Raw genomic sequence first — 24,605 nt, 5'->3', positions numbered from 1 at the left:
ACTACTTCTTCCGGTTCTTCCGTCCCTCTCCACCGGAGCCGTCGCCACCCAGTGCGCGGTGCCCGGAGCGCACCACGGTCTGGGTCAGTTGTTCCAGGGGTCCGGCCAGGTAGTTGCGGTCACCGGAGTAGTAGGCGGTGATGATGTGCCGTCCGGGTCTCAACCTGGACGTGGTGATACTTGTCGAGCTGCAGTGTGTGCCTCCGCCGGGTGACAGCGCCCCGGTCCCGATCACTTTGCCGTCCGCCTTGAAGAACACCCCTCCGGTCGGTGTCTCCGTGGCCCTCGGGTCGACCGGGCAGATGATGTCGGTGAAGGTCACCGGGCGCCTCTGGATCGAGGGGTTGGCCGAGGAGGTGAGGTCTGACGTCGTGTGGCGGTCGATCGGCGGAGGAGGCGTCGACGTGGTCTTGAAGTAGACCGCGTGAACGGGCGCGTCGCTGGGGACGCCGAGGGTGTTGCCGGCGAACACGCCGTGGAACGTGTCGCCCACCGCCTTGAGCTGCTGATAGTCACCCAGCGCGTCCTGCAACGGGTCGGCTTCGGGCTTGGGCGTGGCGAACTGCTCCAGCACGGTGTCGCTGAACGTCACACCCTGGTCGGTGCTGCGTGCGAGATGCGCCGCGACGATGGGGAAGCCGTCCGGCGTCGTTCCCTCGTAACTGTCGTACAGAACGCCGACGGTGCCGTCGGACAACACCGCCACCGAGGGGAGCCCGATGTTGGTCGACGTCGACACGTCGTACGCCGTCCCCACGCTCAGGCCGCCCGCGCCGTCCGACGTGAGGCGGAGGATCTTGAGCTGGTTGTTGCCTCCCGCGGTCTCGCCGTAGACGACGTAGACGTCGCCGTTCGAGGGGTCGACGGCAACGTGGTGGACACCGCCCTCCACACGGGTGTTGCCGGCGAACTTGTACCCGGGGGACTGGTTATTCGGGACCGGGTCCGAGTTCAGGGTGAGGCCGTCGACACTGCCGTTGAGTGTCCATGTGTGCCCGGCGTCCGTCGAACGGTTGAGCTTGTACGTGACGTTCTTGGGCTGAGTAGTGCCGGGCGTCGTCGACTGCTGGTACAGCGCATAGACCGTGCCGTTGCGGTGATCGGTCGCCAGTCGCGGGGCGGGGTTCACCACGTGAGGGGACGGTTGGCCCCCGAGCCTGGTCATGACGGTGATGTCGACCGGGTCGGCACCGTAGGAGACGTAGCCAAGCTCATTGGACGGGCCCGAGCTCCCGAAATCTTCGTTGCTGAGGACGTACACGTTGTCCTGGGTGGCGATCTGCGGATCCCGGTTCACCAACAGCCACGGCTGGTCGACGTCGATTTGGTCTTTGTTGTTGGTGAGTTGGGCGGGGTTGCCGTTCCACTTCCACGCCGAGGGGTTGGTGGGGTCGGTGGTCGACCCCGTCACAATGGCCCTCCCGGGGGAGCGGCTGAACTGGAACGTCCCGTAGAGCCTGCCGTCCCGGCCGTAGTCGATCGTCTGGTCGCACGGGCATCCTTCTGCGGTCGGCCAGCCCGTCGGCGGCGGAATGCTGTTCTCGTTCGTCCAGTGCTGCCCACCGTCCGACGTGTAGAGCAGGCTGGCGTTCAGGTTCCAACACTGCGGACCGAATCGGGTGATCGCCACCTGGTTGGGGTTGTTGGGATTGACCGCGATGCTGGGTTCCTCACCGCCGGTGCTGTTCGCCGATGCGCTTGCGTCGATGATGAAGACGTCGGCGGCCTGCCTGATGCCGTGCCGAGGGCTCGGGCGGTGCCGGGTCGAGGCACTGCTCGATGTGCCCTCATCCGGCTCGTGGAGGCATGTGCCGACAGCCCGGCGACTCGGGCTCTCCTTCGGGTCGGTGACCGGCCGCTTGTCATTGGTGGAGGCAATTGCCTGCGCCGGAACGGACGCAGCCAACGCGCCAAGCACAGACGCAGCTGCCAGGCTTCTCGCGTAAACCGCGAGCTTTGAAACGCTCATGGGCGGCAACCCTGGTCGCTCACTGGACCGACAATGATGCAAAACGCATGGCAGTTCCGGCAGATCACGCCTCGGGGTGACGATGCATTGCACCGTCCGGACGTTTTGAAGAGCCTGGACCTGGTAGTTTGACGGCTTCAGGGTGGTCGAGGGGGATCGCGCACGGGAGTTGCTCAAGGTTGCGCCAGTGTGGGCGAGGGGGTCCTGGTCGGCAGCAGCCGTCGATCACGCGCGAATTGGACTATTCCATCTGTGTAGAAAAGCCGAGCTGGATGCGTGGCGCTCAGTATCCCCCTGGTCTGGGGCGTGATGATGGCCGGCATGCAGAGCAGCATCGAAGCGCAGCGTCTGGCCATGGACGCCAATGTCCTCGACCGTGGCGACTGGGGCTTTCACGCGACCCACGACCCACTGACCCGTTTTCTCCGGGACCGGCGCCTCCTCTTCGGTCTCTCGAAGCTACGGCAGCGCGGGGTGCTGGACCCAGCGAACCAGAGCGCTCTCGTGGTCTGCGCCGGAGTCGGCGGAGAGGGAATCTTGTTGCGCCGGTACGGTTTCCAGGACGTCACCATCTCGGATCTGTCCGGCGAGGCGCTGAACATGTCCCGGCAATTGGACCCCACGCTCAAAACAGCTCAGGCCAATGCCGAGAACATGGTCGAGATCCCCGACGCAAGCTATGACCTGGTCGTGGTGCAGGACGGTCTGCACCACCTGCCGCGGCCGGTGCTCGGCTTCACCGAGATGCTCAGGGTCGCTCGTCGGGCGGTGATCGTGATTGAGCCGGCCGAAAGCCTGGTGGGCACGCTGATCGGCACCGAGTGGGAGGAGCACGGTGAGGCTGTCAACTACGTGTTCCGCTGGAGCGGTTCGACCCTCAAGCAGGCCACGCTGAGCTATCTCCTGCGCAGCGGCGCAACCGTGCTGCCATATCGCCTGTGGGACCATAATGTGGCGGTCAGCAAGATGGCCAAGCGCTTCCCGAAGCATTGGCGGCTGCCCGTGGCCAAGGGCATTTACCGTGTTCTGACACCCGTGAACGGTTTGGGGAACATGATGGTCGGCGTCGTGATCCTCGGCAACGCCATCGGCGGCCCGCGCAAGAACTCCGACGGCTGATCTGTTTCCGCAGAGGAGGCACGGGCCTCGGCGCAGGTGCGGTGCACCGCCGGCCCTCCCCGACCCAGGGAGCTGTCGATAAATGACTCCCTGGATCTACTGGTCGTGCGGGACGGCCGGGACCGCCGTCGGGGCGTTTCCCGGGGCGCAGGACCGGTGGGTGCTGGGTGCAGTAGTCGCAGTAGCGGGCGACGAGAACATCGAAGACGGGGGTCCAGTCCGGTGAGGCTGGGGTGCCGCAGCCAGGTGGGGAGTTTGTCGCCGGCGGGGAAGCGGCCGAACTCGGCGGGCCGGGCCGGGCCGGAGGCGGCGGGGCGAGGGGTTCGGGCCGCAGAGGCCGAACGCGTGAATCCCGAGCGGCTCGGCTCGATTCCTCGCTGCTGAATGCCAAAGCACGGATAGCGTTCGACCTTGCGGAGGCAGCGACCTCAACGGGTTTCCCATGCACCGGAGATGGAGCGGCAATGCAACGCCGTCCCGGTGTACTCAGTGAAATTCTACGGACTCGGTCGCGGTGTACTCGGAGCGAACCCGGCGGCAGTCACGGTGTATTTCAGTGGCTGTGAACAGCCAGGACATCGAATGCGGAGCAGGGAAAACACAATGGTGAACGCAAGCATCGTAAATATGGGACAGCGCGCCAGAGAGGGCGCCAAGAAAGCCGCTAAGCGTGTCCTCCCACCGCACGCCGCTCAGAAAGCTCGCGACCTGCATTTCCTTTTGAAGGGGCCGGAGAGGAAAAGGACAGAGGCCGTCTTTCTCGGTGCATCGACAGCTCCCGAGTACCTGCCCGCCAGCATGCTTCCTCGGCTACAGAAATCCTACCCGCCCGGCGACTTCGGCGGATATGACGAGACTTCCCTGGAAAAATGCGGAAGGAGCCGAGCCCGAGAAATCCTGGGGCTGCCAGGAGCCACTGAGGCCATCTCGTTCCTCGAGGTCGGCTGTTGGGACGGGATGGTCAGCGCTGCACTGCAGGAGTCGGGCAAGAGATGTACGGGGGTCGACCTCCGTACGGAAGGATTCGACGGCCGATCCTCCGCCGCAGGCGTCGAACTCCGCCAAATGGACGCAGAAAGCCTCGAATTCCCTGACGAGAGCTTCGATTACGTCTTCTCATACAACTCCTTCGAACATTTCGCCCGCCCCGACCGCGTGCTCGGCGAGATGAAGCGGGTAACCAAGAAGGGGGGCAGCATCTGGTTGTCATTTGCCCCGCTGTACTTCTCCCCTTACGGCGAGCACGCCTACAAATCGATCACCGTTCCCTATTGCCAGTTGCTGTTCTCAGGTGACGTTCTCAACGCGTTCTGCCGAGAACACGGCCTCCGCGAGATCGACTTCTCGCATGTGAACCGTTGGCGGGTAGGAGACTTCCGGGGCCTGTGGGAAAAGAACAGCGCCGACCTGGAACGCATCAAGTACCGAGAGGGGCATGACCCCGATCACCTGGGACTGGTACGAAAATACCCATCGTGCTTTCGCAGCAAGACTGATTCCTTCGACGATCTGACCGTCAGTTCGATGGAAGTTCTCTTTCGACGGACAGCGTAGCGACGGGAGAGGCCCGTCGACGGGTCTTGCCCGACGGTCCACCGCTGGCGCCCGGCAACGGCGCGAAGGCGGAGATCTGTTGCGTCGGCGAGCAGACAACGAATAGACCGGCGCGGAACGGCCACTGGTGGGCACGACGGGCTTGGTGTTGGTGGATCGCGGAGGGCGGTTCGGGCTCGGTTTCGAACGTGAACTGGGTGGGCAAACGGGCCAGTTCGCGGGGCCCGTCGTTCGCCGGCCCAGGCGGCGGGCAGGTACAACGCCCGGTCCACCAGCGCGTGTCCGTGGTCGGTGGCCAGGGACAGTGGACGGCGACCTGACACAGGCCCACCCCGCCAAGGACGCCGGAGTACTGGTGGGCGGCGCCCACCACGTCGGTGGAGGACTTCGCGTCCACGCCCCCGTGCTCGTGATTCGCGTTATTCACTTCTCAGTTCAGAGGACCGCACCGCACTACTGAACACCGATCTCCAAGCCTTTCGAAGAGCTAACCGGGGATCTGCGACACGGTCTCGATCACCAACCTCGCCTATTCGTCCCACTGAGCCAGGTATGCCATGCTGGGGATTTATGGACAGGCGCACCGGTATGGAGAGAATTCAGCAACTCGCAGCGGGGCTGACGTTGCTACTACTGATGCTGGGGGATGCCGTTGCCCCCATCAGAATCACGGCATCGGTGTCCGTCTCGGCAGCAGTTACTGCGCTACTCACGTACGGATTCCTCTTGCTGCTTCCCGCAATTTCCTTCCTTACCCGCGGCTCCAAGCAAAAGTCGACTGAACCACGGCAGCCCAGGAAAGTTCCAAAGATTCTCTGGATCTTCTTGGCGTGGGCGCTCATGGACACAGTCACCCATGGGACTGGCGTTAAAGCTCTGCAGAACATCTCCTGTTATTTTCTCTTCGTCGGCAGCATCCAGGCATTTTCGAGACTTTCCGAAAAATATGACATCCGCTTCGCAAAGGCCGTCGTGATTCTGGGTTGGCTGCGGGCCACCGTCTACGCCGTCGAACTCGGCCTGGACGGTTTCGGAGCCGCCGGCGTATTCCCTCGGAGGTCGTTCGCCATCCAGGCACTGCTCATCATGGCGGTCATGATTCCCTTCGGGGGCAACAATAGGTGGTGTCGCCTCCTTCCTTTCGTTCTGCTTCTGGAGATCACTCTGAGCGGTTCACGAACCGCCATGGCAGTGGGTGCGGTATTGCTTTCCCTCTCCATGCGAAGCTCGGGTGTCGTGCGGCTCAGCAGAACAGCATTCCGGGCGGCACTGATCGGACTCGCAGGATACTTCGCCCTCATCTTGAGCCCCGATCTACAGGAACGCTTTTTCTCCGGCGATTTGGCCTGGAATGTGCAGGGTGTTCCCCTTAACGCGGAAGGTCGCGCCATCCTTTGGTCAATCGTGACCGAGCATGCCCAGAGCAACCCTTGGACCGGATTTGGTGCAGGCAGTGCCAGCCACGTCATCAACGAGGTACTGGGCACCCAGGACCAGCCTCATAACGAATACCTGCGCCTCTGGCACGACTTCGGTTACATCGGCCTCGGACTGTGGTTGATCGGCTACCTTCTCCTCATGGTCCGCTGCTGGCAGGGGACTCGAGGCCACTCGACCGGTGGCGCCGCCCCTCACTACGCGGCTTTGCTTGCGCTCCTGGGCATCGGACTGATGGCGATCACGGACAACGTATTCGTGTACTACTACGCCATGGTCCCTCTGGGTGCCATGGTCGGAATCAGCCTGGCGCAGCCTGGGCCCGACACCGAACGCCGTAGCCCAACACGTCCGGCTGCATGCGGCAGACCGCGCACGAACTGGGAGTCCGAGGGCGCCCTGCTTGGGCGCGAACTCCGGCGTACAACCCTGAAGGGCTCCTGACACCTCCCCGATTCTCCCCATCAGGGGCCCCTTAGCCTCAATGCCGGGACTCTGCTGGTGATCTCGCGTAGGGCGCTGCCGGTTTTCAGCGGATTCCGGTGAGGACGCCGCGGGCAGCGCGGGCGGCGTGTCCAAGGGGCAGGCCGGCGATGCTCATCCGGGACCGGCTCGATGTCCTGTTCGAGGATGAGGAGTTCGGCGGGCTGTATCCCCTGATGGCAGGCCGGGGCTGTCGCCCGGACAGTTGGCGCTGGTGTCAGTGCTGCAGTTCGCGGAAAATCTGTCCGTCCGTGCGGCGGCAGATGCGGTCCGTACCAGGATCGACTGGAAATACGCGATCGGCCTTGAGCTGGAGGATCCGGAGTTCGACCACTCGGTGCTGTGCGAGTTCAGGGCCCGGCCGGCCGAACGGGACGGCGCTGCCGACCAGTTGCTGGAGCTGATGCTGGAGCGCCTGGTGGAGGCCGGTCTATTCAAGGCCGGGGGTCGGCAGCGTACCGACGCCACCCGTGTGCCGGCTGCGGTGCGGACCCTCAGCCGCCTGGAGCTGGTCGGAGAGACGCTGCGAGCGGCCCTGGAGGAACTGGCCGAGACCGCCCCCGCATGGCTGGCGCCGCTGATCGAGCCCGAATGGGCCAAGGAATACGGACGCCGGGTGGAGATCGGCAAACTGCCGGGCGGGAAGGCGGCCGTGACCGCCCGGGCCGAGGAGTTCGGCCGGGACGGCCAGAAGATCCTGACCGCCGCCTGGGCCGCCTGCGGCCCACCCGGCCTGCGGCTTCTTCCTCAGTTGGAGGTCCTGCGCCAGGTCTGGGTCTACCACTACTTCTGGGAAGTGGACGGATTGCTGCGCTGGCGGGACAGCCACGCCCTGCCGCCCGCCTCACTGCGGTTGCGACGAAGAACGCCCCGAGCGGGTGGTCCATGTCGCCACCACCATCTCGGCAAGGCGGCCTTCACCATCGACTGGGAGAACGAGCAGGCAATCTGTCCGCGCGGGGCCACCAGCGTGTCCTGGACCAAGTTGAACATCAAGGACCATACGTATCTGTAGGCCCGGTCTGTAGACCCGGTTCGCCGAGGTCAGACTGCCGGGCCTACCCAGACCGCACCCAGTGCACCACTTCAGCCACGAGGCCCCGGTCCATCGCCGTGCTCCCCCGGCCACTGCACGAGATCCAGACGCGTAACCGCCTCGACCAGCAGACCGAGCAATGGCAGCGCCGCTATGCGATCCGCGCCGGCATCGAGGCCACCGCATCCAGCACCCCCAGAACCCGCCGCCTTACTACGCGCTTTCACGCCCTCCACGAAGGCCTTGGCGCCACCTCGTGCTCGGCGGAGCAATGATCACTGCGCTGGTCGTGCAGCCTGGGTCCCCAGTCGTCGCTGCGGAACCGCCCGCGGTGCGCACCGACGGCCGCGTTATCCGCGGAAGTTCTTCAGACGGCCTCGTAGATATAGAAGTCGGCGAAGGAGGTGAGTTTGCCATCTCCGCCGGAGTGAGGGTACGCGTTCTTGACCCGCTCTCGTAGTCGCCACTCCGGAAATCTGTTCTCGATGTCGCGCGTCACAGGGCGGTGCCGCACATGCGGGGGAACATATTCGGTGACGTCGAGACAGTTCGAATCGCTTGTGTAGAGGATGACGAATCGATCAGCTGCCGCGAAGAGGTTTTTGAGGTGCAGTAGATAAATCTCATCCTCCACCAAGTGGAAAATGACATCGAGCGAGAGCGACAGATCTGCAGACAGGAACCGTGCGTCGTCCTTGAAGTTGCGCGGGTCGTACTTGAGGAAGCTCTTGGTGGTATCGCCACAGAACCGCCCCATGGCTTGCTGAAGGCCCGTCTCCGAAACGTCGATACCGAGGTAACGCGGGTATTCTGCGAGCTCCAGTTGCCGTCCGTCGCCGCATCCGAACTCGATGACAGAGGTCACGCTGTTCTCTTTGACGAAGGCGTTCAGGATCTGCGCTTTGAACTTGGCCAGTGCTCCCTCGGATCCATAGCCGGACGTGCCCCCTTCCGCGTAGCGACGCTCCCAGTATCCCTGTGACCCATGGAAACGATGTTTGCTAACCGTCCTTGAAAGCGTGGCGACGGCGGAGCCCGTGAGCGGTAGTTCCCGCAGTCTCTTCTTCATCGTCCCGACGACGGCCATGGCTGCCTCGATCTGTCGATTCACAACGTCTTGCAACAGAGCATACTGTGCCACGAAGGAAAATGATCGATTTCCGTCGAGGCGTCACGGGAAGTCGAACCTTTGTGAACTTAAGTAGGTTTGTAGCATGAGTTAATAATTTGATTTCCGGGCGAAGAGAGTAAACCGGATCCTGCCAAGATGAACGAGGCACGAAGTGGCGCCTTGCGTGGCGGGCGAGGCGGGCCGGCAGGTGCGGCGGCGGCTCATGGCCTTTCCCGGCGCGTACGGCCCGATGCGGTCCGAGGAACTGGCTGGCCTTCGCCGCCGGGACGTCGACCTCGACAACTTGTTGATCCGCGTCCGCTCAAGGGGATGTCACAGCTCTGCAGCAAAGTCCGGGCTGTTGCCGAGGGCCAGGCATGTCACGTGCCGGGACCAGGTACGTTCGACGACGTGGCTGGATTCAGGAACGGACGCGGCCGGGACAACCGCGCTCCTCAAGCGCGACCGCAGCAAGCCCCGTACGGACAGCAGGCACCGCAGAGTCCGTCGTACGGCGGCCCCTCCGCGCCGCAGCAGCAGTACGGCGGCGCGCAGCCCTACGGCGGTCACCCGCAGTGGCGGGGCCCGCAGGGCCAGGGCGAGCCGGAGTACTTCGGCGACGACAGCCAGGCGTACCCGCGGACCGTCGATCCGTACGCGGCCAACAGCCCGGGGCACACCCAGGCGTTCTCCGTCGGCGACGACCCGTACAACCAGGGCGAGACGTACCGGGCGGGCCAGGCCGCGGCGCCGCCGGTCGGCCCGCGCCTGCCCTGGAAGGAGCTGCTGCGGGGCATCGTGATGTCCCCGGCCCAGACGTTCCTCCAGATGCGGGACTACACGATGTGGGCCCCGGCCCTGATCGTGACCTTTCTGTACGGTCTGCTGGCCGTCTTCGGCTTCGACGGCGCGCGCAAGGACGCGATCAACGCCACGCTGTCGAACGCGATCCCGATCGTCCTGACGACGGCCGTGGCGATGATGATCAGCTCCTTCATCCTGGGCGTGGTCACCCACACCCTGGCCCGTCAGCTCGGCGGCGACGGCGCCTGGCAGCCCACGGTCGGCCTCTCCATGCTGATCATGTCCATCACGGACGCACCGCGCCTGATCGTCGCGATGTTCTTCGGGGGTGACGCGTCCTTCGTCCAACTCCTGGGCTGGCTGACCTGGATCGCCGCGGGCGCGCTACTGACCTTGATGGTCTCCAAGTCCCACGACCTGCCCTGGCCCAAGGCGCTCGGCGCGTCGGCCATCCAGCTGGTCGCGATCCTGTCGATCGTCAAACTGGGAACCTTCTAGTTTGGCGAGCGGCTGACCGGCTCGCGCGACAGCACGGGCGAGCGTCCGCCCGGCCCGGAACAGGGCGGGGTACAGCCCGGAAAGGATGGTCTCCAGCCGGTCCACACTGGTCCGGCTGGAGACCGTCAGCCGATCGATCCGCAGCGGGGTGCAGACCCCCGGATCGGCAAGCCTGTGGTTGTACAGAAAACCGGAGCGGTAGCCGGCCTGCCCCAGTAAACGGTTGGCCCGCTCGTCGACGTTGCCGTTGGGGTAGGCGAAGGAGGTCGGCGGCCGGCCGATCAGCTCCGTCAGCCGGTCGTGCGCCTCCAGCACCTCCGCCCGCACCTGTTCGTCGTCACAGCGGTCGAGGCAGGGGTGGGTCATCGTGTGATTGCCGACGACGACGCCGCCCTCCTCCAGCTCCCGCAGCTCCGCGGCGGTGAGCTGCCGCTGGCGCGGGCTGGGCACGGTGGCCGTCGCCCGCAGCTCCGCCAGTGCGAGCTGCCGGTCACGCTCGGACAACAGCTTCAGGGTGTGCGGGATGGTCTCGGGCCGTGTACGCGGAACCCGATGCGTGGTGCCGCCGTGCCGGGCCAGGTGCTCGGCCTCGTCCCACCAGAAGGGGGTCTCGGTGCCCACCAGCCCGGGGATCACAAAGCAGACGGCCGGAATGCCACGCGCCGCCAACAGCGGAAGGGCATGGGTGTACACGCTGTGGTCACCGTCGTCAAAGGTGACGAGAACGCTGTGGGCGGGCAGTTCCGCGCCGCCGCGGGTGGCCTCCTCGACCTGCTCCAGGGAGACCGGAACGAACGAGCGCTGCAACATGTCGAGGTGCGACTCGAAGACCGCCGGGTCCTCCACGCCGTGGTAGCCGAGAACGGCCAGCCGGTCGGCGGCCCGGCGGTGAAACCACGCCTGAGCAGGCGATCGACGCAGCACAGCGTCCGCCCCCTGCCAGGCGTCATAGCGCGCGTGCCAGCCGACGAGCCTGGCCTTGACCGCCGGGTTCACGCCCGGACCCGGGCGGGGAACGACGCGCCGATGCCGACGCCCCGGTACCAGTGGTCGAGCGGCTTCTCGTCGAAGTGAAGGAACTCCCGCTGCTGTTCCTCGGCCCAGCACGGCAGTACCCGCCAGCAGTAAGCCTTCGTGGCCAGCACGACCGCTTCAGGCGCCAGCAGAGGGGTCGCCGCGTCGAGTTCGGCACGGTCGTTCTCCGGCGTGTGACTGGAGTCCACGATCAGGAGATCGATCGGCTGCCGCCGGGCCACGGGACCGGCGAGAAACTCGACCGAGTCACCGACCACGTGCTCAATCACCTGGTCGTACGGAGGCGCGATCAGTTCGCCCGAACGGTCGTCGAAATCGACGGTGGCCAGTCGGCCCCGGCCGTTCCTCAGCAGGGCGGCCGCGATGACCGCGCTCCCGAACCCGCGGTTGGTGCCGGTTTCCACCACGAACTCGGGGCGGAGCGCCCGGACGAAGGCGTACCAACCCAGGCGCCGGCCATAACGGATGACCCGGTCGACGGTGGCGCCACGACTACTGCGCGCCAGGCCCCCGGCGAGAACCCGGCGCAGCTCGGCGTCCTCCTGGAGCTCCGCCAGGTAACCGCGTACGGCGTCCGCCCGGCTGCCCGTCACCGTCGCGACGAACCAGGCCAGGTGCTCCAGATTCAGCGGTTCGAGGTCGTAGGTGTAGTGAACGTGCTCCCGCGAGCGCACCAGCCAGGAAGCCGACTGCTTCACGATGCGGGCGTTGTGCCGAGCCACGGCCGCGAGCCGGCTGGGAAAGACCGCGAAGGGCGCCAGCTGACTGGCGGCGGCTCTGCGGGTCAGTGCATTGTGCTTCACAACTGCTCCTAATGAGTCTTCTCGGACTCCATGAACGGGTCTCTGACGTGCCGCTCACTACGTTCCTGGCAATTTATCCAGCATGGAAAGAAAGCCCCGCCCGACACGCCACCCCGTGAATTACCCGCAGGTGGTTCTCGTCGTGCCATTCCTCTCAGAGTTTCGGCGTTCCTTCTATCGCCGTCTGGAAGTGGATCTGAAGGCTCGCGGAGTCCGTCTCGTGATCGCGTACGGCGCGCCGTACAGCGTGGATCAGAGGGCGCGCCGAGACGTGATCCACATCGAGGGAGCGGTCCGGCTGAAGCAGTGGAGCACATGGGTGGCCGGCCGACCGCTGGTCCACAAGCACCTTGGCTCGCTCGCCCGTTCGGCGGACGTCCTGGTGGTCGACCAGTCACTTCGCAACATGGAGCTGTATCCCCTTCTGCTGCGGCAGTCGACCGGCCGCGGACCGATCATCGCGATGTGGGACCACGGCCGTACGTACACCCAGCCGCAGTCCGCGCTGGAACAATCACTCAAGTACGCCCTCACCCGGCAGGCGCGCTGGTTCTTCGCCTACACCACCGGGGGCGCGCAAGCGGTCATCGACCACGGATTCCCCCGACAGCGTGTCACCGTCGTCCAGAACGCGATCGACACCAAAGCGCTCGGCGAGGCCTATCGAAGCGTGACCCAGGGCCAGATCACGGAGTTTCGACGGGAGCACGGCCTCACGGCCGGCCGCACCGGACTGTTCGTCGGAGCACTCAGCCCCAGCAAGCGCATCCCCTTCCTCGTCGAGGCGGCCGAGGAGATCGCCGGACGCCTGCCCGGCTTCAGGTTGCTGGTCGCGGGAGCGGGCCCGGAAGAGCAGGTCATCAAGGCCGCCGCAGCCCGGACACCCGTCGTCGTACCCATCGGCCAGGCGTTCGGGGAGCGCAAGGCGCTGCTGGGCGCCGTGTCCGATGTCATGCTGATGCCCGGCCTGGTGGGGCTGTGCGCGGTCGACTCGTTCGTGCTGGAAACACCCATGGTCACGACTCCGTGGCCATGGCACGCGCCGGAGTTCGAATACCTCGGACACGGCAGAAACGCCCTCGTCGCACCGGACGACCCGCAGCGGTACGCCGCATCCGTGGTGGACCTGCTCAGCAGCCCCGAACGCCTCGACGTCATGCGCGAGGAGTGCCGTAAGGATGCCCGGCAGTACACCGTCGAGGAGATGAGCCGACGGTTCACCGACGGACTCGTCCGCCTTCTCCAGGACGGCCACCGATGACCCGGCCGACGGGCACACGGGCCGCGACCGCCGCCGGCTTCGAGGTTCACCGCACCCCGAGCAGCCTGGCCGCACTGGAGGACGGCTGGCGCGACCTGGTCGCGGCCGTGCCGGGCTCCTCGTACTTCACCACGCCGGACTGGGTGCTCGGCTCGTGGGAGGCCATGGACACACCGCACACGGCCGAGGTCGCGGTGTGGACCGCCCCCGGCGGGCGTGTGGAGGCCGTCGTCCCACTGATGCGCGTCCGGGAGCGGCTGCATCCTCGGGTCCCGCTCCCGGTGACTTGCTGGACCCTGCTCGGATCAGGCTCCGATGCGGCGGACCACGGGCTGTTTCCCGTCCTGCCGCACCGCCGCGCCGAGGTCCGCGCCTGGCTCCGGGAGCGCGTCGGGCGCGGCAGCCTCTGGCTTCCCGCGATGGACCGGGAGGCGGACCCCGGACTGCTGCTCCCCGGAACCCACAGGCTCGCCAGGGCCACCTGCCCGCGCCTCGCGGTCGGTCCGGGCATCGACGTCGGTTCCCGACGCTTCCGGAAAGACGTGGGGCGATATGAACGACGGCTCACTGAAAGCGGGATTTCCCTGCGCTGGGTGCCGCCGCACGAGATGACCGACAAGGTGATCGACACGGTACTCAGGCTCCACCGGGCGCGGCAGGACGTGAAAGGCACCACGACGGCCTTCGGCCCCCGCCGGCGCGGTTTCCATCTGCGGCTCCAGGAGCGCGCGGCTCCTGGGCGCGGGCCCGCCGCCCTGCTGGCCGAGCGCGACGGCAGTGCCGTCGGAGCGGTCTACGGGTTCCTGTGGCAGAAGACCTTCGCCTACTACAACGGCGGCTGGGACGCGGCCTACGCGCGGATGAGTCTCGGCAGCGTCCTCGTGTACCGGGCGATCGCCGAGGTGGCCGAGCTCGGCGTGGATACGTTCGACTTCCTGCGCGGCGCCGAGCCGTACAAGTACCGGCCGTTCGGCGCGCAGGACCGCCATGACGAACAGTGGCTCAGGCCCCGCAGCCCGACGGCGCTGCTCGCGGGCACCGCCCTCTGGCTGCACCACCGCTCCCGCGGCTGACTTCGCGGCACCCGCAGGCGGTGGTCCAGGGGACAGCCGACAGCAACGGCGACGACGGGCCCGGCCCCCTCACGTCCCCTGCTTCCGGGGCCCTGTCGTCCGCCTGCCCGGGGCAGCTGTGTGGAGTACGGCCCCGGGCAGGCGACCGCCGAGACCGACCTTCCGCACACCCCGGCGCCGAGGGCACCCTGGCAAGCACCCGCACCGCCTCCTCCCGGACCAGCGGCGAGGGCGGCAACGGCGCCGACCCGGGCACCTACGTGTGCACCCTCACCCATCCCGTCACCCATCCCGTGGCCCGAGACCGCCCGGCAGGTGTCAGAGCGCTTCCTTGGAGGGAGTGACCGGCTCGCCCGACCTGCGTACCGGAGGCAGAACGGACCACGGGAAGTTGATCCACTCATCGGTCCGCTTCCACACGTACTCGCACTTCACGAGGGAGTGGGGCTTCTCATAGATCACCGCGGAGCGGACCTCGGCCACGGTCTCCTGGCAGAAGTCGTGCACCAGCTTGAGGGTCTTGCCGGTGTCGGCCACGTCGTCGGCGATCAGGATCTTCTTGTCGGTGAAGTCGATCGCGTTGGGGACGGGGGCGAGCATCACGGGCATGTCGAGCGTGGTGCCCACGCCGGTGTAGAACTCGACGTTGACCAGGTGGATGTTCTTGACGTCCAGGGCATACGCGAGCCCACCGGCCACGAACACACCGCCGCGCGCGATGCTGAGCACGATGTCGGGCTGGTAGCCGTCGTCGGCGATGGTCTGGGCGAGTTCCCGGACGGCGCGTCCGAAGTCCTCGTAGGTCAGGTTCTCTCGTATGCCGGTCGTCATGTCTCGCTCACACCTGGGTCCGGTGGAAGTTGAGGAAGGAACGGGAGGGAGTCGGCCCGCGCTGCCCCTGGTAGCGCGAGCCGTACCGCTCGCTGCCGTAGGGGAACTCGGCCGGCGAGCTGAGCCGGAACATGCACAGCTGCCCGATCTTCATGCCCGGCCAGAGCTTGATCGGGAGAGTGGCGAGGTTGGACAGCTCCAGGGTGACGTGCCCGGAGAAGCCGGGGTCGATGAACCCGGCGGTGGAGTGGGTGACGAGCCCGAGCCGCCCGAGGGAACTCTTGCCCTCCAGCCGCGACGCAAGATCGTCGGGCAGGCTGATGACCTCGTACGTCGAGGCCAGGACGAACTCCCCGGGGTGGAGGATGAACGGCTCGTCGCCCTCGGGCTCGACGAGCCGCGTGAGGTCGGCCTGCTCGATGGAGGGGTCGATGTGGGGGTACCTGTGGTTCTCGAACACCCGGAAGTAGCGGTCGAGCCGCACGTCGATGCTCGAGGGCTGCACCATCGTCGGATCGAACGGGTCGATCACGACCCGGCCCTTGTCGATCTCGGTCCGGATGTCCTTGTCTGAGAGAAGCACCCCCCGAGAATACGCAAGGCGCGCGGAGCCGCCACAATCGTGACGTCTCCGCGCGCCCGTACCGCTGATCGCTACCGCTTCTCCAGGGCCACCGGAACCGCGCTGCGGAGCCGGGCGCAGCGCGGGCACCGGACGAGCCGTCCGGGGCCGAGGCGCTCGGCCTGCTGCATCGGGAACGAAGCGGTGCTGAACACGTGCCCCTCGGCACAACGGACGACGGTGCGCTCCATCAAGTCCTCAGAGTCCCTTCCCCAAGAGCCTTCGTCTCACGTACGTGACGGACGACGAGCGGCACATTACGGGATGAAAGAGACGGCCCTCCAGGCGGCACTCCGGCCGCCCACAACCCCTCCGCGCGCCCCTACCGTACGCCCCAACTCCCGCCCGCCGCAGCCCCCGTCCGCCCTCCGGAACGACTTCGGACCCCACGGCTTCAGCACCGGGGGCCCGACATGAGGTACAGTGAGCGAGCATTACGACACCGGTTCAACCGGCGTCTTACGCGGGTGTAGTTTAATGGTAGAACATCAGCTTCCCAAGCTGAGAGCGCGAGTTCGATTCTCGTCACCCGCTCCATAGAGAAACCCCAGGTCAGCGGCCTGGGGTTTGTTTGTTGTCCAGTCCAATTTAGGGGTGGCGTGCCCTCTGTGTGCCCTAAGTCGAGGTGAAGTGATCTCCAGAGGGGCGCGCGGCCGCCGATTTCAGTGACCCGCCCTCGCGCGTCTCAAATAGCGAGACGCATTTCCTGTGCCTTGCGCCACAAGTCCTGCAGATGGCAGTGAAGTCGCTTACGCAAAGGCCGACTTGGGGGCTGATGCGCAGCTGTCGCCTATCCGGACTGCACTTCGGGCCAGAGTCTCTTCCAGTGGGTGGCTGGCCGTACGAAGGACGGGGACAACCAGGGTTCGCCCATCCAGCGCCCATGCGTAGAGGGCAACCACTGGTGGGCACGGCGGGGGACGCGTACTGGTTCCTCACGGTGGCACGCCTAGAGCCGTACGCGCCCTCGCCGAGCGACGGCGATGCACCGGACACCGCGCTGCTCAAGCAGTGGGCTCTGGACCAGCTTCCCCTGCCCATGGCGTTGTACGACCGCGCCGGGGTGCGGGTCGAGATCAACGCCGCTATGACGCGCGAGACGGGCAAGCCGGATCACGAGCTGCTCGGCTGGCCCATGGGGCACTCCGCCTCCGGCCGGACCTTCGCGGATTCCCGGGGTGTCGCCGAGGCCCTGCGGCAGGTGGTGGCCACCGGCGAACCCGTGACGACGGAACTGCACGGGATGGGCCCTGGCGATGCCGCCAGGCGGGTCTGGCTGCTGTCGCTGTACCCCGTGCGCGACCCCGGCGGCCGGATCTGCGGCGTGTCGGCCGCCGCGGTGGACACCACCGAGCAGTTCCGCGCCCGGCGACGCATGGCCATCCTCTACGGGGCGGGGCTGCGGATCGGTACCACCCTCGACCTCGGCCGTACCGCAGATGAGCTGGCGGAAGTCAGCACTGACCACTTCGCCGACTTCGCCGTGGTGGACCTGCTCGACAGCGTCCTGCGGGGCGAGGAGTCGACAGCCCGCAACCGCATGCTGGTCCTGCGACGAACCGCTCAGCGTTCCGTCCTGCCGGAATGCCCCGAATCGGTGGTGGCGCTCGGGGCGACCTACACCTACCCCGAGAACTCCCCTCCCGGGCACGCTCTCGCCGCGGGGCACGGCGCGGTGCACCGGACCAAGGACATCCTGCGCTGGTGGGAGGAAACCTCCCCCGAGCGTGGCCGCAGCATCCGCACGTACGGAATCCACTCCGTCATGACAGTGCCGCTGCGGGCACGCGGGGTGACCCCGGGATTGGCCCTGTTCTTCCGCCACCGCACCCCGGACCCCTTCGACGAGGAAGACCTGCGGCTGGCCGAGGAACTCGGCCACCATGGGCCGGCTGTGCACGGCGGTACGCACCCTGGCCGACGTGGACCTGGCCCCCGACGAACTGCTCACCCACCTCGACGACCTCGTGCTGCGCATGGACCGCGAGGAGGCCATAGGCCGCGACGGTCACCCTGACCACCCCTCAGGGGAAGTCGGGGCCACCTGCCTGTACGCGGTGTACGACCCCGTCTCCGGTGGCTGCGCCATGGCCAGAGCCGGCCACCCGCCGCCGGTCCTGGCCGCCCCCGACGGCACGGTCCGCTTCCTGGAGCTGCCGGCCGGGCCGCCTCTGGGCCTGGGCGGCATGCCCTTCGAGGCCGCCGAGTTCCACGTCGCCGAAAACAGCGTCCTGGCCCTGTACACGGACGGACTGATCGAATCCCAGGTCCGCGACCTGGACGACGCCTGCGAGCTGCTGCGCTCCGGGCTCGCCGAACCCGGCCGCCCACTGGAGGAGACCTGCGACCGGATCCCGCACGACCTGCTCCCTCAGCCCCAGACGGACGACGTCGCTCTCCTTCTGACCCGGACCAGGACCCTTGGCACCAGCCAGGTCGCCCCCTGGGAACTGCCCGCCGAACCCTCCGTTGCATTGATCTTCATCCGCGGGGATGTCCAGTAGCGGGCGTGGTAAGCGGTAAGCGGCAGGGCCGGGAGCAGCCATCAGGCGTTCGCCACCGCCGGCGTCAGCCATGCCGTGCTCCACAGCGAACGGGAAGCGGTCAACGCGAAAAAAAATCTGTGGCTCTTCGCGGCAACCTTTTCGGCCTCTCGGACCACTCAGTGTTGTCCGGCCATGTGGTCGGTCAGATGCAACGGCTGAAAGAGAGCACAGACATGTCCCTGGAACGAGAGCACAGACATGTCCCCGGCCCACCCACGTCATCGGTGGCGTCCCGCGTCGGCGGCCACCGTGCCGACGGCGGTGCCCGCGGTGGTCGCCCGAAGCATCGTGGCCGTCGGTTGCTCGCGCGTCGGGGTTTCTGGGCGGGTCTCTCCATGGTGGTCGTGGCCGGCTCGGCTGTCGTGGTCAGCCAGGCTTCGGCGCAGCAAACCCTGGATCTGAAGAAGTGGTACGTGCTGGTCAACCGCAACAGCGGCAAGGTACTGGACGACCGCGCTTTCGCCACGAACGACGGCGCGGCGGTGGTGCAGTGGAGCCGTCACGGCGGCGCCAACCAGCAGTGGCGGTTCATCGACTCGGGTGACGGCTACTACCGGCTGCAGAACCGGAACTCCGGCAAGGTGCTGGATGACCTCGGCTGGTCGAAGACCGCCGGCTCCGCCCTCGTGCAGTGGAAAGACCTGAACGGCACCAACCAGCAGTTCAAACTGGCCAAGTCGCCGGACGGCTACGTGCGTTTGGTCAATCGCTTCAGTGGCATGGCTGTCGATGTCCACAACGCCGCCAAGGCCGACGGCGGAGACGTCGTCCAGAACCGCGACCGGGGCGGCGCCGATCAGCAGTGGCAACTCGTCCCGGCCGGGAGTGTCGGCAGCTCCGGTACGCCCACCGCGCCGAGCAGCAGCGTTCCCACCAGCCCGGCTCCGAGCAGCTCGCACCCGTCGTCGACGCCGTCTCCCGTGGCCGGTGGCGGCAGCTCGACGAAGCGTTTCATGGGCAGCAGCACGGTGCTCGTCGGCGGCTCGATGTCCGACGCCTCGGCGGCCGCCGCGCCGTTCGACGTGCGGTACGCCTATGTGCACAGCCAGCCAGCGCCCTCGTCGGACTACTACACGGCAGCGAAGTGCCACGACGACTGGTCGGGTTGGTGGGGCTGCTGGAACGGCAGCACCACGGCGCCCGGCACTTACGTGACCTGGCGGGACAGTGTGGTGGCCCAGGCGACGTACAAGGGCAGCGCGCGTCCGCAGAAGATGCTCTGGACCTGGTACTCGTTGCGCGACCTCGGGGATGCGGCAGGCCAGGGCGACGGCCCGGGCGAGGTCAAGGCCATCAACCGGCTCGACCTGCTCACCCGGTACCTGAACGACTACCGGTTCTTCCTCCAGAAGATCGGCACGTCGCAGGAGGCGATCGACCTCGAGCCCGACTTCTGGGGCTACGTCCGGTCGCTCGGCGATCCGCACCAGGTTCCCGCACAGGTCTCCGGCGCGAATCCGAAGGATTGCGGATCGCAGGAGAACAGCGCCGCCGGACTCGCCCAGTGCCTGATCTCGATGGCGCACAAGTACGCACCGAACACCGCCGTGGGAATGCACCTTTCCTGCTTCGACTGGCAGACCAACACCCAGGCGTGCGTCAAGGACTACGCGAGCCTCGGGGCGAAGAACGCCGACTTCCTGGCCACCGACGTGTCGGACCGCGACGCGGGCTGGTACGCCCAGCCGGCCCACGGCGGCAGTGACCACTTCTGGAACGACCAGAAGGCCGCCGCCGCGCTGCAGTTCTACAAGACGATGGCCGAGTCCGTGGGCAAGCCGGTCGTCCTGTGGCAGATCCCCGTGGGCAACATGGCGCAGAACAACACCCTCAACCATTACAAGGACGACAAGGTGGACTGGTTCTTCGGGCACATGGACCAGGTGGCGAACGCCCATGTCGCCGGCCTGTTCTTCGGTCCAGGGCAGCAGGAACAGACCGCGGTCGAGACCGACGGCGGAAACCTGATCAACAAGACGATCGCCTATCACAACTCGGGCGGTACAGCGCTCAAGTAGGCGAAGCTGACGAAATGCGCCCCCATCGCTTCGATGGGGGCGCATTGTCGTGTAGGACGAGCGGCGGACCGTCCCACGACTTCTGCGGCTGTGTAGCCCAGCAGCCGGCGGGCTCGTCCGTGCAGCCGCTTTCCGTTACTTCCCGAATGCCTTGCGGAACTCGTCGACGGTCTCGTCCGGGGCCCCGTTCGCACCGCACACCGGGACAACGCCCTTCTCGGCGGCCACGATGTAGCGCTCCCCCTTCGAGAACGTCAGCGCCTCCGGCCGGCTCGCGTCGCCGTTAAGCACGACCGTCTCCGTGTCGCCGCCCTTCAACCAGTGGTCGACACGGAAGGTGACCGTGGAACCCTTGATGGAGGTGACCGTTCCCACGAAGAGGGTCGGGTACCCGCGCAGGGTGTCGGGACTGGGCGCCATACACTTCTGGCTGCCGAAGCCGCTGTGGATGGTGAGTGTCAGCGGGCCGGCCGAGGCGGCCGAGTGCCCGTTGTCGTTGTTCGCCATGACTCCTGCGGCGATGCCGCCGCCGAGCAGAAGCAGACCGGCAGCCGCCGCGAGTCCGAAGAGCTGACGGCGGCTCCTTCGCGCAGCGGTCTTCGCGGGGGCCGTACTGCCGGTCTGGAGCGCGGTGTCGGTGGTCAAGATGTCCTCCACAAGTCGGTCGATGTCGGGCAGCGGAGCATGCGGGGTCAGCGCCGGGTCCGCGGACTTCAGCCGGGCCAGCAACTCGTCGTCATTCACTGACCGCTCCTTCCTTCATCCCTCTTGTGTCCGGACGGTTCGTCATGCTTTCGCCGCAACTGTTCGGCGAGTTTCTTTTTCGCCCGGTGCAGCCGGATGCTCACGGCGTTGGACGTCAGCCCGGTCGCCTCCGCGATCTGCCGGGGTGCCAGCTCCTCCCACGCCCACAGCCGCACCACCTCACGGTCCAACGCCCCGAGGGTGGCGAGCGCGGCGTGCAGATCGCTGTGGTCGGCGACCCCGGCCGGCCGCTGCTCCTGCGTCCGCATCAACCGCTCCACCAGCCGGAGCCGGCGCCCGTCGGCACGGCGGGCATTCGCCAGACAGCCCCGCGCCACCCCGTAGCACCACGGCAGCACGTCATCAGGATCGGGCAGGGAACCCGGCGCCGACCCCAGGCCGGGGACGTCGTCAATACGACGCCACAGCACCAGCATCGCCTCCGCCAGGATGTCGTCGACCATGTCGGCGCTCGTCCGTCGCAGCAGATACCGGTGCAACGGTTCCGCCACCACGTGCGCCAATCCTTCGAAGCGCGCCCGCTGCCTCTGGCGCGACTCCTCTTCCGTCATGGATTCCACAACCCGTCCTGTCCGGCACCGGCCGGATCCTTTCAGGCGAGTGCCTACGGACGCGTCATCAGTTCAGGGCGTCGTCCATGGTCGGCTGCCGGTACGGGGCGCGGATCGAGCTGTCGATGTACACGCCCTTCGCGGGCAGCGACGGGTGGGCGGCGGTGCTCGCGCCCTGGTCGAAGCAGGCCCGGGACGCCTGGCTCGGTGTCCTTCCGGGCCAGGGCCATCGACGCCAAGGGCACCAACGCCACCCTGGACGCTGATCAACGCCTACCTCACCACGAGGTGACCTGAAAAAGTTCCCGGCTCGCGGCAACCCTGTGCGGAGCCTGTGACCACAAGGAGTCGGATCGGGCCACTCCGGTGGGCTGGATCCGACTTCCTCTGGCGAACGGTATGCAAGGAGAGCGTCTCCCCCATGAACAACCCCACGAACGGCGTGCGCCGTGGGCGTCACCGCCGTCGCTGGACCGCCACCGCTGTGCTACTCGGCGCGCCCCTCGCCGTCGTGCCGTATCTCCTGTTCGTGCAGGAGGACTCGCAGGCCGCGACGGTCGAAGGCAATGCCTACTACGAGCTGGTTTCCGTGCGCAGCGGCAAGGTGCTGGACGTCAACGGCTTCTCCACCGCCGACGGCACCCGGATCCAGCAGTGGACCGACCAGCACACCGCCAACCAGCAGTGGAAGCTGAAGTCCGTCGGGGACGGCTACTACGAGCTGGTGAACCGCAACAGCGGCAAGGTCCTGGGCATCGCGGGCAATTCGACCGCTCAGACGGCCGCCGCTGAGCAGCAGACCGAAAACTCCTCCCCTTCCCAGCAGTGGCGGATCGACGATGTGAGCGGTTCCGACGCCGTCACCTTCACCTCCCGCAGGAGCGGCCAGGTCCTGGACGTCTCCGGAGGCTCCTCGGCCAACGGAGCGGCAGTCATCCAGTTTCCCGGCCTGGGCAACACCAACCAGCAGTGGAAGCTGGTGAAGATGGCCGACCCCTTGGCGGCTGGGGGCGGCAGCACGGACGCCAAGCCCGCGTCCGGACCGTATGCGTGGAAGAACGCCCAGGTGGCGGGCGGTGGTTACGTCACCGGGCTGGTGTTCAACCAGAAGGAGAAGGGCCTGCTGTACGCGCGCACCGACATGGGCGGCGCCTACCGCTGGGACACCGGGGCCGAGCAGTGGATCCCGCTGACCGACTGGCTCGGCGAGAAGGACTGGAACCTTCTGGGCATAGATGCGCTGGCCACCGACCCCGTCGACCCCAACCGGCTCTACCTCTCGACGGGCACCTACACCAACGAGTGGGCGGGCAACGGCGCGATCCTGCGCTCCACCGACCGGGGCCGCACCTTCCAGCGCACCGATCTGCCGTTCAAGGTGGGCGGCAACGAACCCGGCCGCGGGGCGGGCGAACGGCTCGTGATCGACCCCGCGAACCACGGCACCCTACTGCTGGGCACCCGCAAGAACGGCCTGTGGCGCAGCACCGACTACGGCGCGACATGGAGTCAGGTCTCCTCGTTCCCCGTCAAGGACGGGGCGAGCAGCGGCGCGGGCATCTCCTTCGTGACGTACGGCCCGGCCGGCAGCAACACGGTCTACGTCGGCGTCAACGACAGGTCCACCTCCCTGTACCGCTCCACCGACGGCGGCAGCAGCTGGCAGGCCGTCTCCGGGCAGCCCACCGGCCAGATGCCGCAGCACGGCGTGGTCTCCGGTGACGGCTCGCTGTACCTGTCCTACAGCAACAGCATCGGCCCCATGGACGCGACGGCGGGCTCGGTGTGGAAGTACACGCCGTCCGGCGGCGCGTGGAAGAACATCTCCCCCTCCCAGGGCGGTTACGGGTTCTCCGGTCTGGCCGTCGACCTGCAGAAACCGTCCACGGTGATGGTCACCACCCTCGACCGCTGGTGGCCCGAGGACGAGGTCTACCGGACCACCGACGGCGGCACGACCTGGAAGGCACTGGCCGACAAGTCGCAGCGCGACGCCTCCGGCGCTCCTTACGTCGGTACCAACACCGGGCACTGGATGACCGCGCTGGCCATCGATCCCTTCGACTCCGGGCACGTGCTGTACGGCACCGGCAACGGCATCTGGCGCAGCAAGGACGCCAACGCCTCCGACAGCGGCGGCACCAGCCACTGGGCCTCCGGGGCCCGCGGGCTTGAGGAGACCTCGCTGGCGGACGCGATCGCCCCTCCCGGCGGCGCCACCGTCATCACCTCCATGGGCGACCAGGGCGGTTTCCGCCACGACTCCCTGACCGAGGTGCCCGCCGGACGGCTGAAGAACCCGCTGATGAGCAGCAGCACCGACATCGATTTCGCTCAGTCCAACCCCTCGATGATGGTCCGCGTCGGCCGTGGCGGCGCGCAGGACGGCGCCTACTCCACCGACGGCGGCAGCAGCTGGAACGGCTTCACGTCGGAGCCGGTCAGCAGCTCCCAGATGGGCCATGTCGCGCTTGCGGCGGACGGCTCCACCATCGTCTGGACCGAGGACGGTCAGGTCCCGTACCGCTCGACCGACAAGGGCTCGAGCTGGTCGAGGGTCAGCGGCCTGGGCACCGACGCCGAGGTCGTCGCCGACCGCTCCTCCGGCAACACCTTCTACTCCCTGTCCGGCGGTACCCTCTACGCCAGCACCGACGGCGGCGCGACCTTCACCGCCCGGGCCGGCAACCTGCCCTCCGGCCGGCTCGTGGCTGTCCCCGGTATCGCCGGGGACCTGTGGATCTCCGGCGGCGGCAAGGGGCTGCTGCACTCCACCGACGGCGGCCGCACCTTCGCCGCGCTCGGCTCGGTGCAGTCCGCCTCGGCCCTCGGCTTCGGCAAGGCCGCGCCCGGCGCCAACTACCAGGCGCTGTACCTGATCGGCACCGTCAAGGACGTCACCGGAGTCTTCCGCTCCACCGACAAGGGCGCCACCTGGCTCCGCGTCAACGACGACGCCCACCAGTGGGGCGCCATCGGCAGCCTCGGCATCATCACCGGCGACCCCGACACCTTCGGTCGCGTCTACATCGGCACCAACGGACGAGGCCTCCAGTACGGCGACCCGTCCTGACCCCAACGCCCGAGCG

Annotated in this window: 21 protein-coding genes, 1 tRNA gene and 1 pseudogene; 13 read left to right on the top strand and 10 right to left on the bottom strand. The window is 67.1% G+C overall.

Features of this window, described 5'->3' with window-relative positions; all coding sequences use genetic code 11:
* Position 1 precedes the first annotated feature (1 nt).
* On the bottom strand, positions 2–1,906 hold the full coding sequence (locus tag Q2K21_RS00920; protein ID WP_310763122.1) for an Ig-like domain repeat protein: 1,905 nt from the start codon (positions 1,904–1,906) through the stop codon (positions 2–4).
* Between the two features lie 339 nt (positions 1,907–2,245).
* On the opposite strand from Q2K21_RS00920, the gene Q2K21_RS00915 reads away from it, so the two are divergent.
* Positions 2,246–3,088 (top strand): class I SAM-dependent methyltransferase, encoded by an 843-nt coding sequence (locus Q2K21_RS00915; protein WP_310763121.1) that lies wholly within the window; start codon positions 2,246–2,248, stop codon positions 3,086–3,088.
* 115 nt (positions 3,089–3,203) lie between these two features.
* Here the strand turns inward: Q2K21_RS00915 and Q2K21_RS00910 are convergent.
* Positions 3,204–3,422, bottom strand: a pseudogene (locus Q2K21_RS00910) (ISAzo13 family transposase); the annotation flags it as partial.
* Between the two features lie 269 nt (positions 3,423–3,691).
* Between Q2K21_RS00910 and Q2K21_RS00905 the strand changes: the two are divergent.
* The 4 genes from Q2K21_RS00905 to Q2K21_RS35685 all read left to right on the top strand — a co-directional run bounded on the left by Q2K21_RS00905 (position 3,692) and on the right by Q2K21_RS35685 (position 7,873).
* Positions 3,692–4,642, top strand: coding sequence for a class I SAM-dependent methyltransferase (locus Q2K21_RS00905; RefSeq protein ID WP_310763120.1), 951 nt, complete (start codon positions 3,692–3,694; stop codon positions 4,640–4,642).
* A gap of 570 nt (positions 4,643–5,212) precedes the next feature.
* Positions 5,213–6,523, top strand: coding sequence for an O-antigen ligase family protein (locus tag Q2K21_RS00900; protein WP_310763119.1), 1,311 nt, complete (start codon positions 5,213–5,215; stop codon positions 6,521–6,523).
* A 229-nt stretch (positions 6,524–6,752) separates the two neighbouring features.
* Entirely contained in the window at positions 6,753–7,577 is an 825-nt protein-coding gene (locus tag Q2K21_RS00895; RefSeq protein WP_310780517.1) for a transposase, read from the top strand.
* On the top strand, positions 7,490–7,873 hold the full coding sequence (locus Q2K21_RS35685) for a transposase (RefSeq protein WP_386275944.1): 384 nt from the start codon (positions 7,490–7,492) through the stop codon (positions 7,871–7,873). Before Q2K21_RS00895 ends, Q2K21_RS35685 begins: the two co-directional genes overlap by 88 nt.
* A 92-nt stretch (positions 7,874–7,965) precedes the next feature.
* On the opposite strand, the gene Q2K21_RS00890 is transcribed toward Q2K21_RS35685, so the two are convergent.
* Positions 7,966–8,739, bottom strand: a complete 774-nt coding sequence (locus tag Q2K21_RS00890; protein ID WP_310763118.1) for a class I SAM-dependent methyltransferase — start codon at positions 8,737–8,739, stop codon at positions 7,966–7,968.
* A gap of 300 nt (positions 8,740–9,039) precedes the next feature.
* Here Q2K21_RS00890 and Q2K21_RS00885 point away from each other — a divergent pair, with 300 nt between their 5' ends.
* Entirely contained in the window at positions 9,040–10,011 is a 972-nt protein-coding gene (locus Q2K21_RS00885) for a YIP1 family protein (protein ID WP_310763117.1), read from the top strand.
* Here Q2K21_RS00885 and Q2K21_RS00880 read toward each other — a convergent pair.
* Together Q2K21_RS00880 and Q2K21_RS00875 are read right to left on the bottom strand one after the other, a co-directional pair.
* The gene (locus tag Q2K21_RS00880; protein WP_310763116.1) at positions 9,898–11,007 is read right to left on the bottom strand and encodes a polysaccharide deacetylase family protein; all 1,110 of its coding nucleotides are present in this window, start codon (positions 11,005–11,007) and stop codon (positions 9,898–9,900) included. The two genes, Q2K21_RS00885 and Q2K21_RS00880, sit on opposite strands and share 114 nt — an antisense overlap.
* Positions 11,004–11,849, bottom strand: coding sequence for a class I SAM-dependent methyltransferase (locus Q2K21_RS00875; protein WP_310763115.1), 846 nt, complete (start codon positions 11,847–11,849; stop codon positions 11,004–11,006). Before Q2K21_RS00875 ends, Q2K21_RS00880 begins: the two co-directional genes overlap by 4 nt.
* Positions 11,850–12,069: 220 nt before the next feature.
* Here Q2K21_RS00875 and Q2K21_RS00870 point away from each other — a divergent pair, with 220 nt between their 5' ends.
* Both Q2K21_RS00870 and Q2K21_RS00865 read left to right on the top strand, forming a co-directional pair.
* Entirely contained in the window at positions 12,070–13,110 is a 1,041-nt protein-coding gene (locus Q2K21_RS00870; protein WP_310763114.1) for a glycosyltransferase family 4 protein, read from the top strand.
* Positions 13,107–14,183 (top strand): GNAT family N-acetyltransferase, encoded by a 1,077-nt coding sequence (locus Q2K21_RS00865; protein WP_310763113.1) that lies wholly within the window; start codon positions 13,107–13,109, stop codon positions 14,181–14,183. Before Q2K21_RS00870 ends, Q2K21_RS00865 begins: the two co-directional genes overlap by 4 nt.
* Positions 14,184–14,501: 318 nt before the next feature.
* Here Q2K21_RS00865 and Q2K21_RS00860 read toward each other — a convergent pair whose 3' ends face one another.
* The 3 genes from Q2K21_RS00860 to Q2K21_RS00850 form a co-directional block, all read right to left on the bottom strand.
* Positions 14,502–15,014 (bottom strand): phosphoribosyltransferase, encoded by a 513-nt coding sequence (locus Q2K21_RS00860; protein WP_310763112.1) that lies wholly within the window; start codon positions 15,012–15,014, stop codon positions 14,502–14,504.
* A 7-nt stretch (positions 15,015–15,021) separates the two neighbouring features.
* Positions 15,022–15,597: a dCTP deaminase gene (dcd, locus tag Q2K21_RS00855; RefSeq protein ID WP_310763111.1), complete on the bottom strand. Its 576-nt coding sequence runs from the start codon at positions 15,595–15,597 to the stop codon at positions 15,022–15,024.
* A gap of 71 nt (positions 15,598–15,668) precedes the next feature.
* On the bottom strand, positions 15,669–15,830 hold the full coding sequence (locus Q2K21_RS00850; RefSeq protein ID WP_310781403.1) for a hypothetical protein: 162 nt from the start codon (positions 15,828–15,830) through the stop codon (positions 15,669–15,671).
* A 269-nt stretch (positions 15,831–16,099) separates the two neighbouring features.
* On the opposite strand from Q2K21_RS00850, the gene Q2K21_RS00845 reads away from it, so the two are divergent.
* The 4 genes from Q2K21_RS00845 to Q2K21_RS00830 all read left to right on the top strand — a co-directional run bounded on the left by Q2K21_RS00845 (position 16,100) and on the right by Q2K21_RS00830 (position 20,200).
* Positions 16,100–16,173: transfer RNA gene (locus Q2K21_RS00845), tRNA-Gly, on the top strand.
* 346 nt (positions 16,174–16,519) lie between these two features.
* Complete coding sequence (locus Q2K21_RS00840) at positions 16,520–17,653, top strand: PAS domain-containing protein (RefSeq protein WP_310763110.1); 1,134 nt, start codon at positions 16,520–16,522, stop codon at positions 17,651–17,653.
* Positions 17,559–18,140, top strand: a complete 582-nt coding sequence (locus Q2K21_RS00835; protein WP_310763109.1) for a PP2C family protein-serine/threonine phosphatase — start codon at positions 17,559–17,561, stop codon at positions 18,138–18,140. Before Q2K21_RS00840 ends, Q2K21_RS00835 begins: the two co-directional genes overlap by 95 nt.
* A gap of 377 nt (positions 18,141–18,517) precedes the next feature.
* Positions 18,518–20,200, top strand: a complete 1,683-nt coding sequence (locus Q2K21_RS00830; RefSeq protein WP_310763108.1) for an RICIN domain-containing protein — start codon at positions 18,518–18,520, stop codon at positions 20,198–20,200.
* Between the two features lie 135 nt (positions 20,201–20,335).
* Here the strand turns inward: Q2K21_RS00830 and Q2K21_RS00825 are convergent, their stop codons facing one another.
* Together Q2K21_RS00825 and Q2K21_RS00820 are read right to left on the bottom strand one after the other, a co-directional pair.
* The gene (locus tag Q2K21_RS00825) at positions 20,336–20,944 is read right to left on the bottom strand and encodes a hypothetical protein (RefSeq protein ID WP_310763107.1); all 609 of its coding nucleotides are present in this window, start codon (positions 20,942–20,944) and stop codon (positions 20,336–20,338) included.
* Positions 20,941–21,456 (bottom strand): RNA polymerase sigma factor, encoded by a 516-nt coding sequence (locus tag Q2K21_RS00820; RefSeq protein WP_310763106.1) that lies wholly within the window; start codon positions 21,454–21,456, stop codon positions 20,941–20,943. Before Q2K21_RS00820 ends, Q2K21_RS00825 begins: the two co-directional genes overlap by 4 nt.
* Positions 21,457–21,937: 481 nt before the next feature.
* Between Q2K21_RS00820 and Q2K21_RS00815 the strand changes: the two genes are divergently transcribed.
* On the top strand, positions 21,938–24,589 hold the full coding sequence (locus tag Q2K21_RS00815; protein ID WP_310763105.1) for an RICIN domain-containing protein: 2,652 nt from the start codon (positions 21,938–21,940) through the stop codon (positions 24,587–24,589).
* Positions 24,590–24,605: the final 16 nt, after the last annotated feature.

Origin of the sequence: Streptomyces sp. CGMCC 4.7035, from assembly GCF_031583065.1 — a bacterium.
Lineage (GTDB): Bacteria > Actinomycetota > Actinomycetes > Streptomycetales > Streptomycetaceae > Streptomyces > Streptomyces yaanensis.
The sequence above is the reverse complement of the archived record's forward strand: the minus strand, read 5'-3'. Positions and strand labels throughout refer to the sequence as shown.

Bases quoted from the DNA above. Each gene is read 5' to 3' on its own strand.
- Q2K21_RS00905 (WP_310763120.1), top strand. From the start codon at position 3,692: ATGGTGAACGCAAGCATCGTAAATATGGGACAGCGCGCCAGAGAGGGC.
- Q2K21_RS00900 (WP_310763119.1), top strand. From the start codon at position 5,213: ATGGACAGGCGCACCGGTATGGAGAGAATTCAGCAACTCGCAGCGGGG.
- Q2K21_RS00885 (WP_310763117.1), top strand. From the start codon at position 9,040: ATGTCACAGCTCTGCAGCAAAGTCCGGGCTGTTGCCGAGGGCCAGGCA.
- Q2K21_RS00865 (WP_310763113.1), top strand. From the start codon at position 13,107: ATGACCCGGCCGACGGGCACACGGGCCGCGACCGCCGCCGGCTTCGAG.
- Q2K21_RS00860 (WP_310763112.1), bottom strand. From the start codon at position 15,014: ATGACGACCGGCATACGAGAGAACCTGACCTACGAGGACTTCGGACGC.
- Q2K21_RS00840 (WP_310763110.1), top strand. From the start codon at position 16,520: ATGCGTAGAGGGCAACCACTGGTGGGCACGGCGGGGGACGCGTACTGG.
- Q2K21_RS00830 (WP_310763108.1), top strand. From the start codon at position 18,518: ATGGTGGTCGTGGCCGGCTCGGCTGTCGTGGTCAGCCAGGCTTCGGCG.
- Q2K21_RS00815 (WP_310763105.1), top strand. From the start codon at position 21,938: ATGAACAACCCCACGAACGGCGTGCGCCGTGGGCGTCACCGCCGTCGC.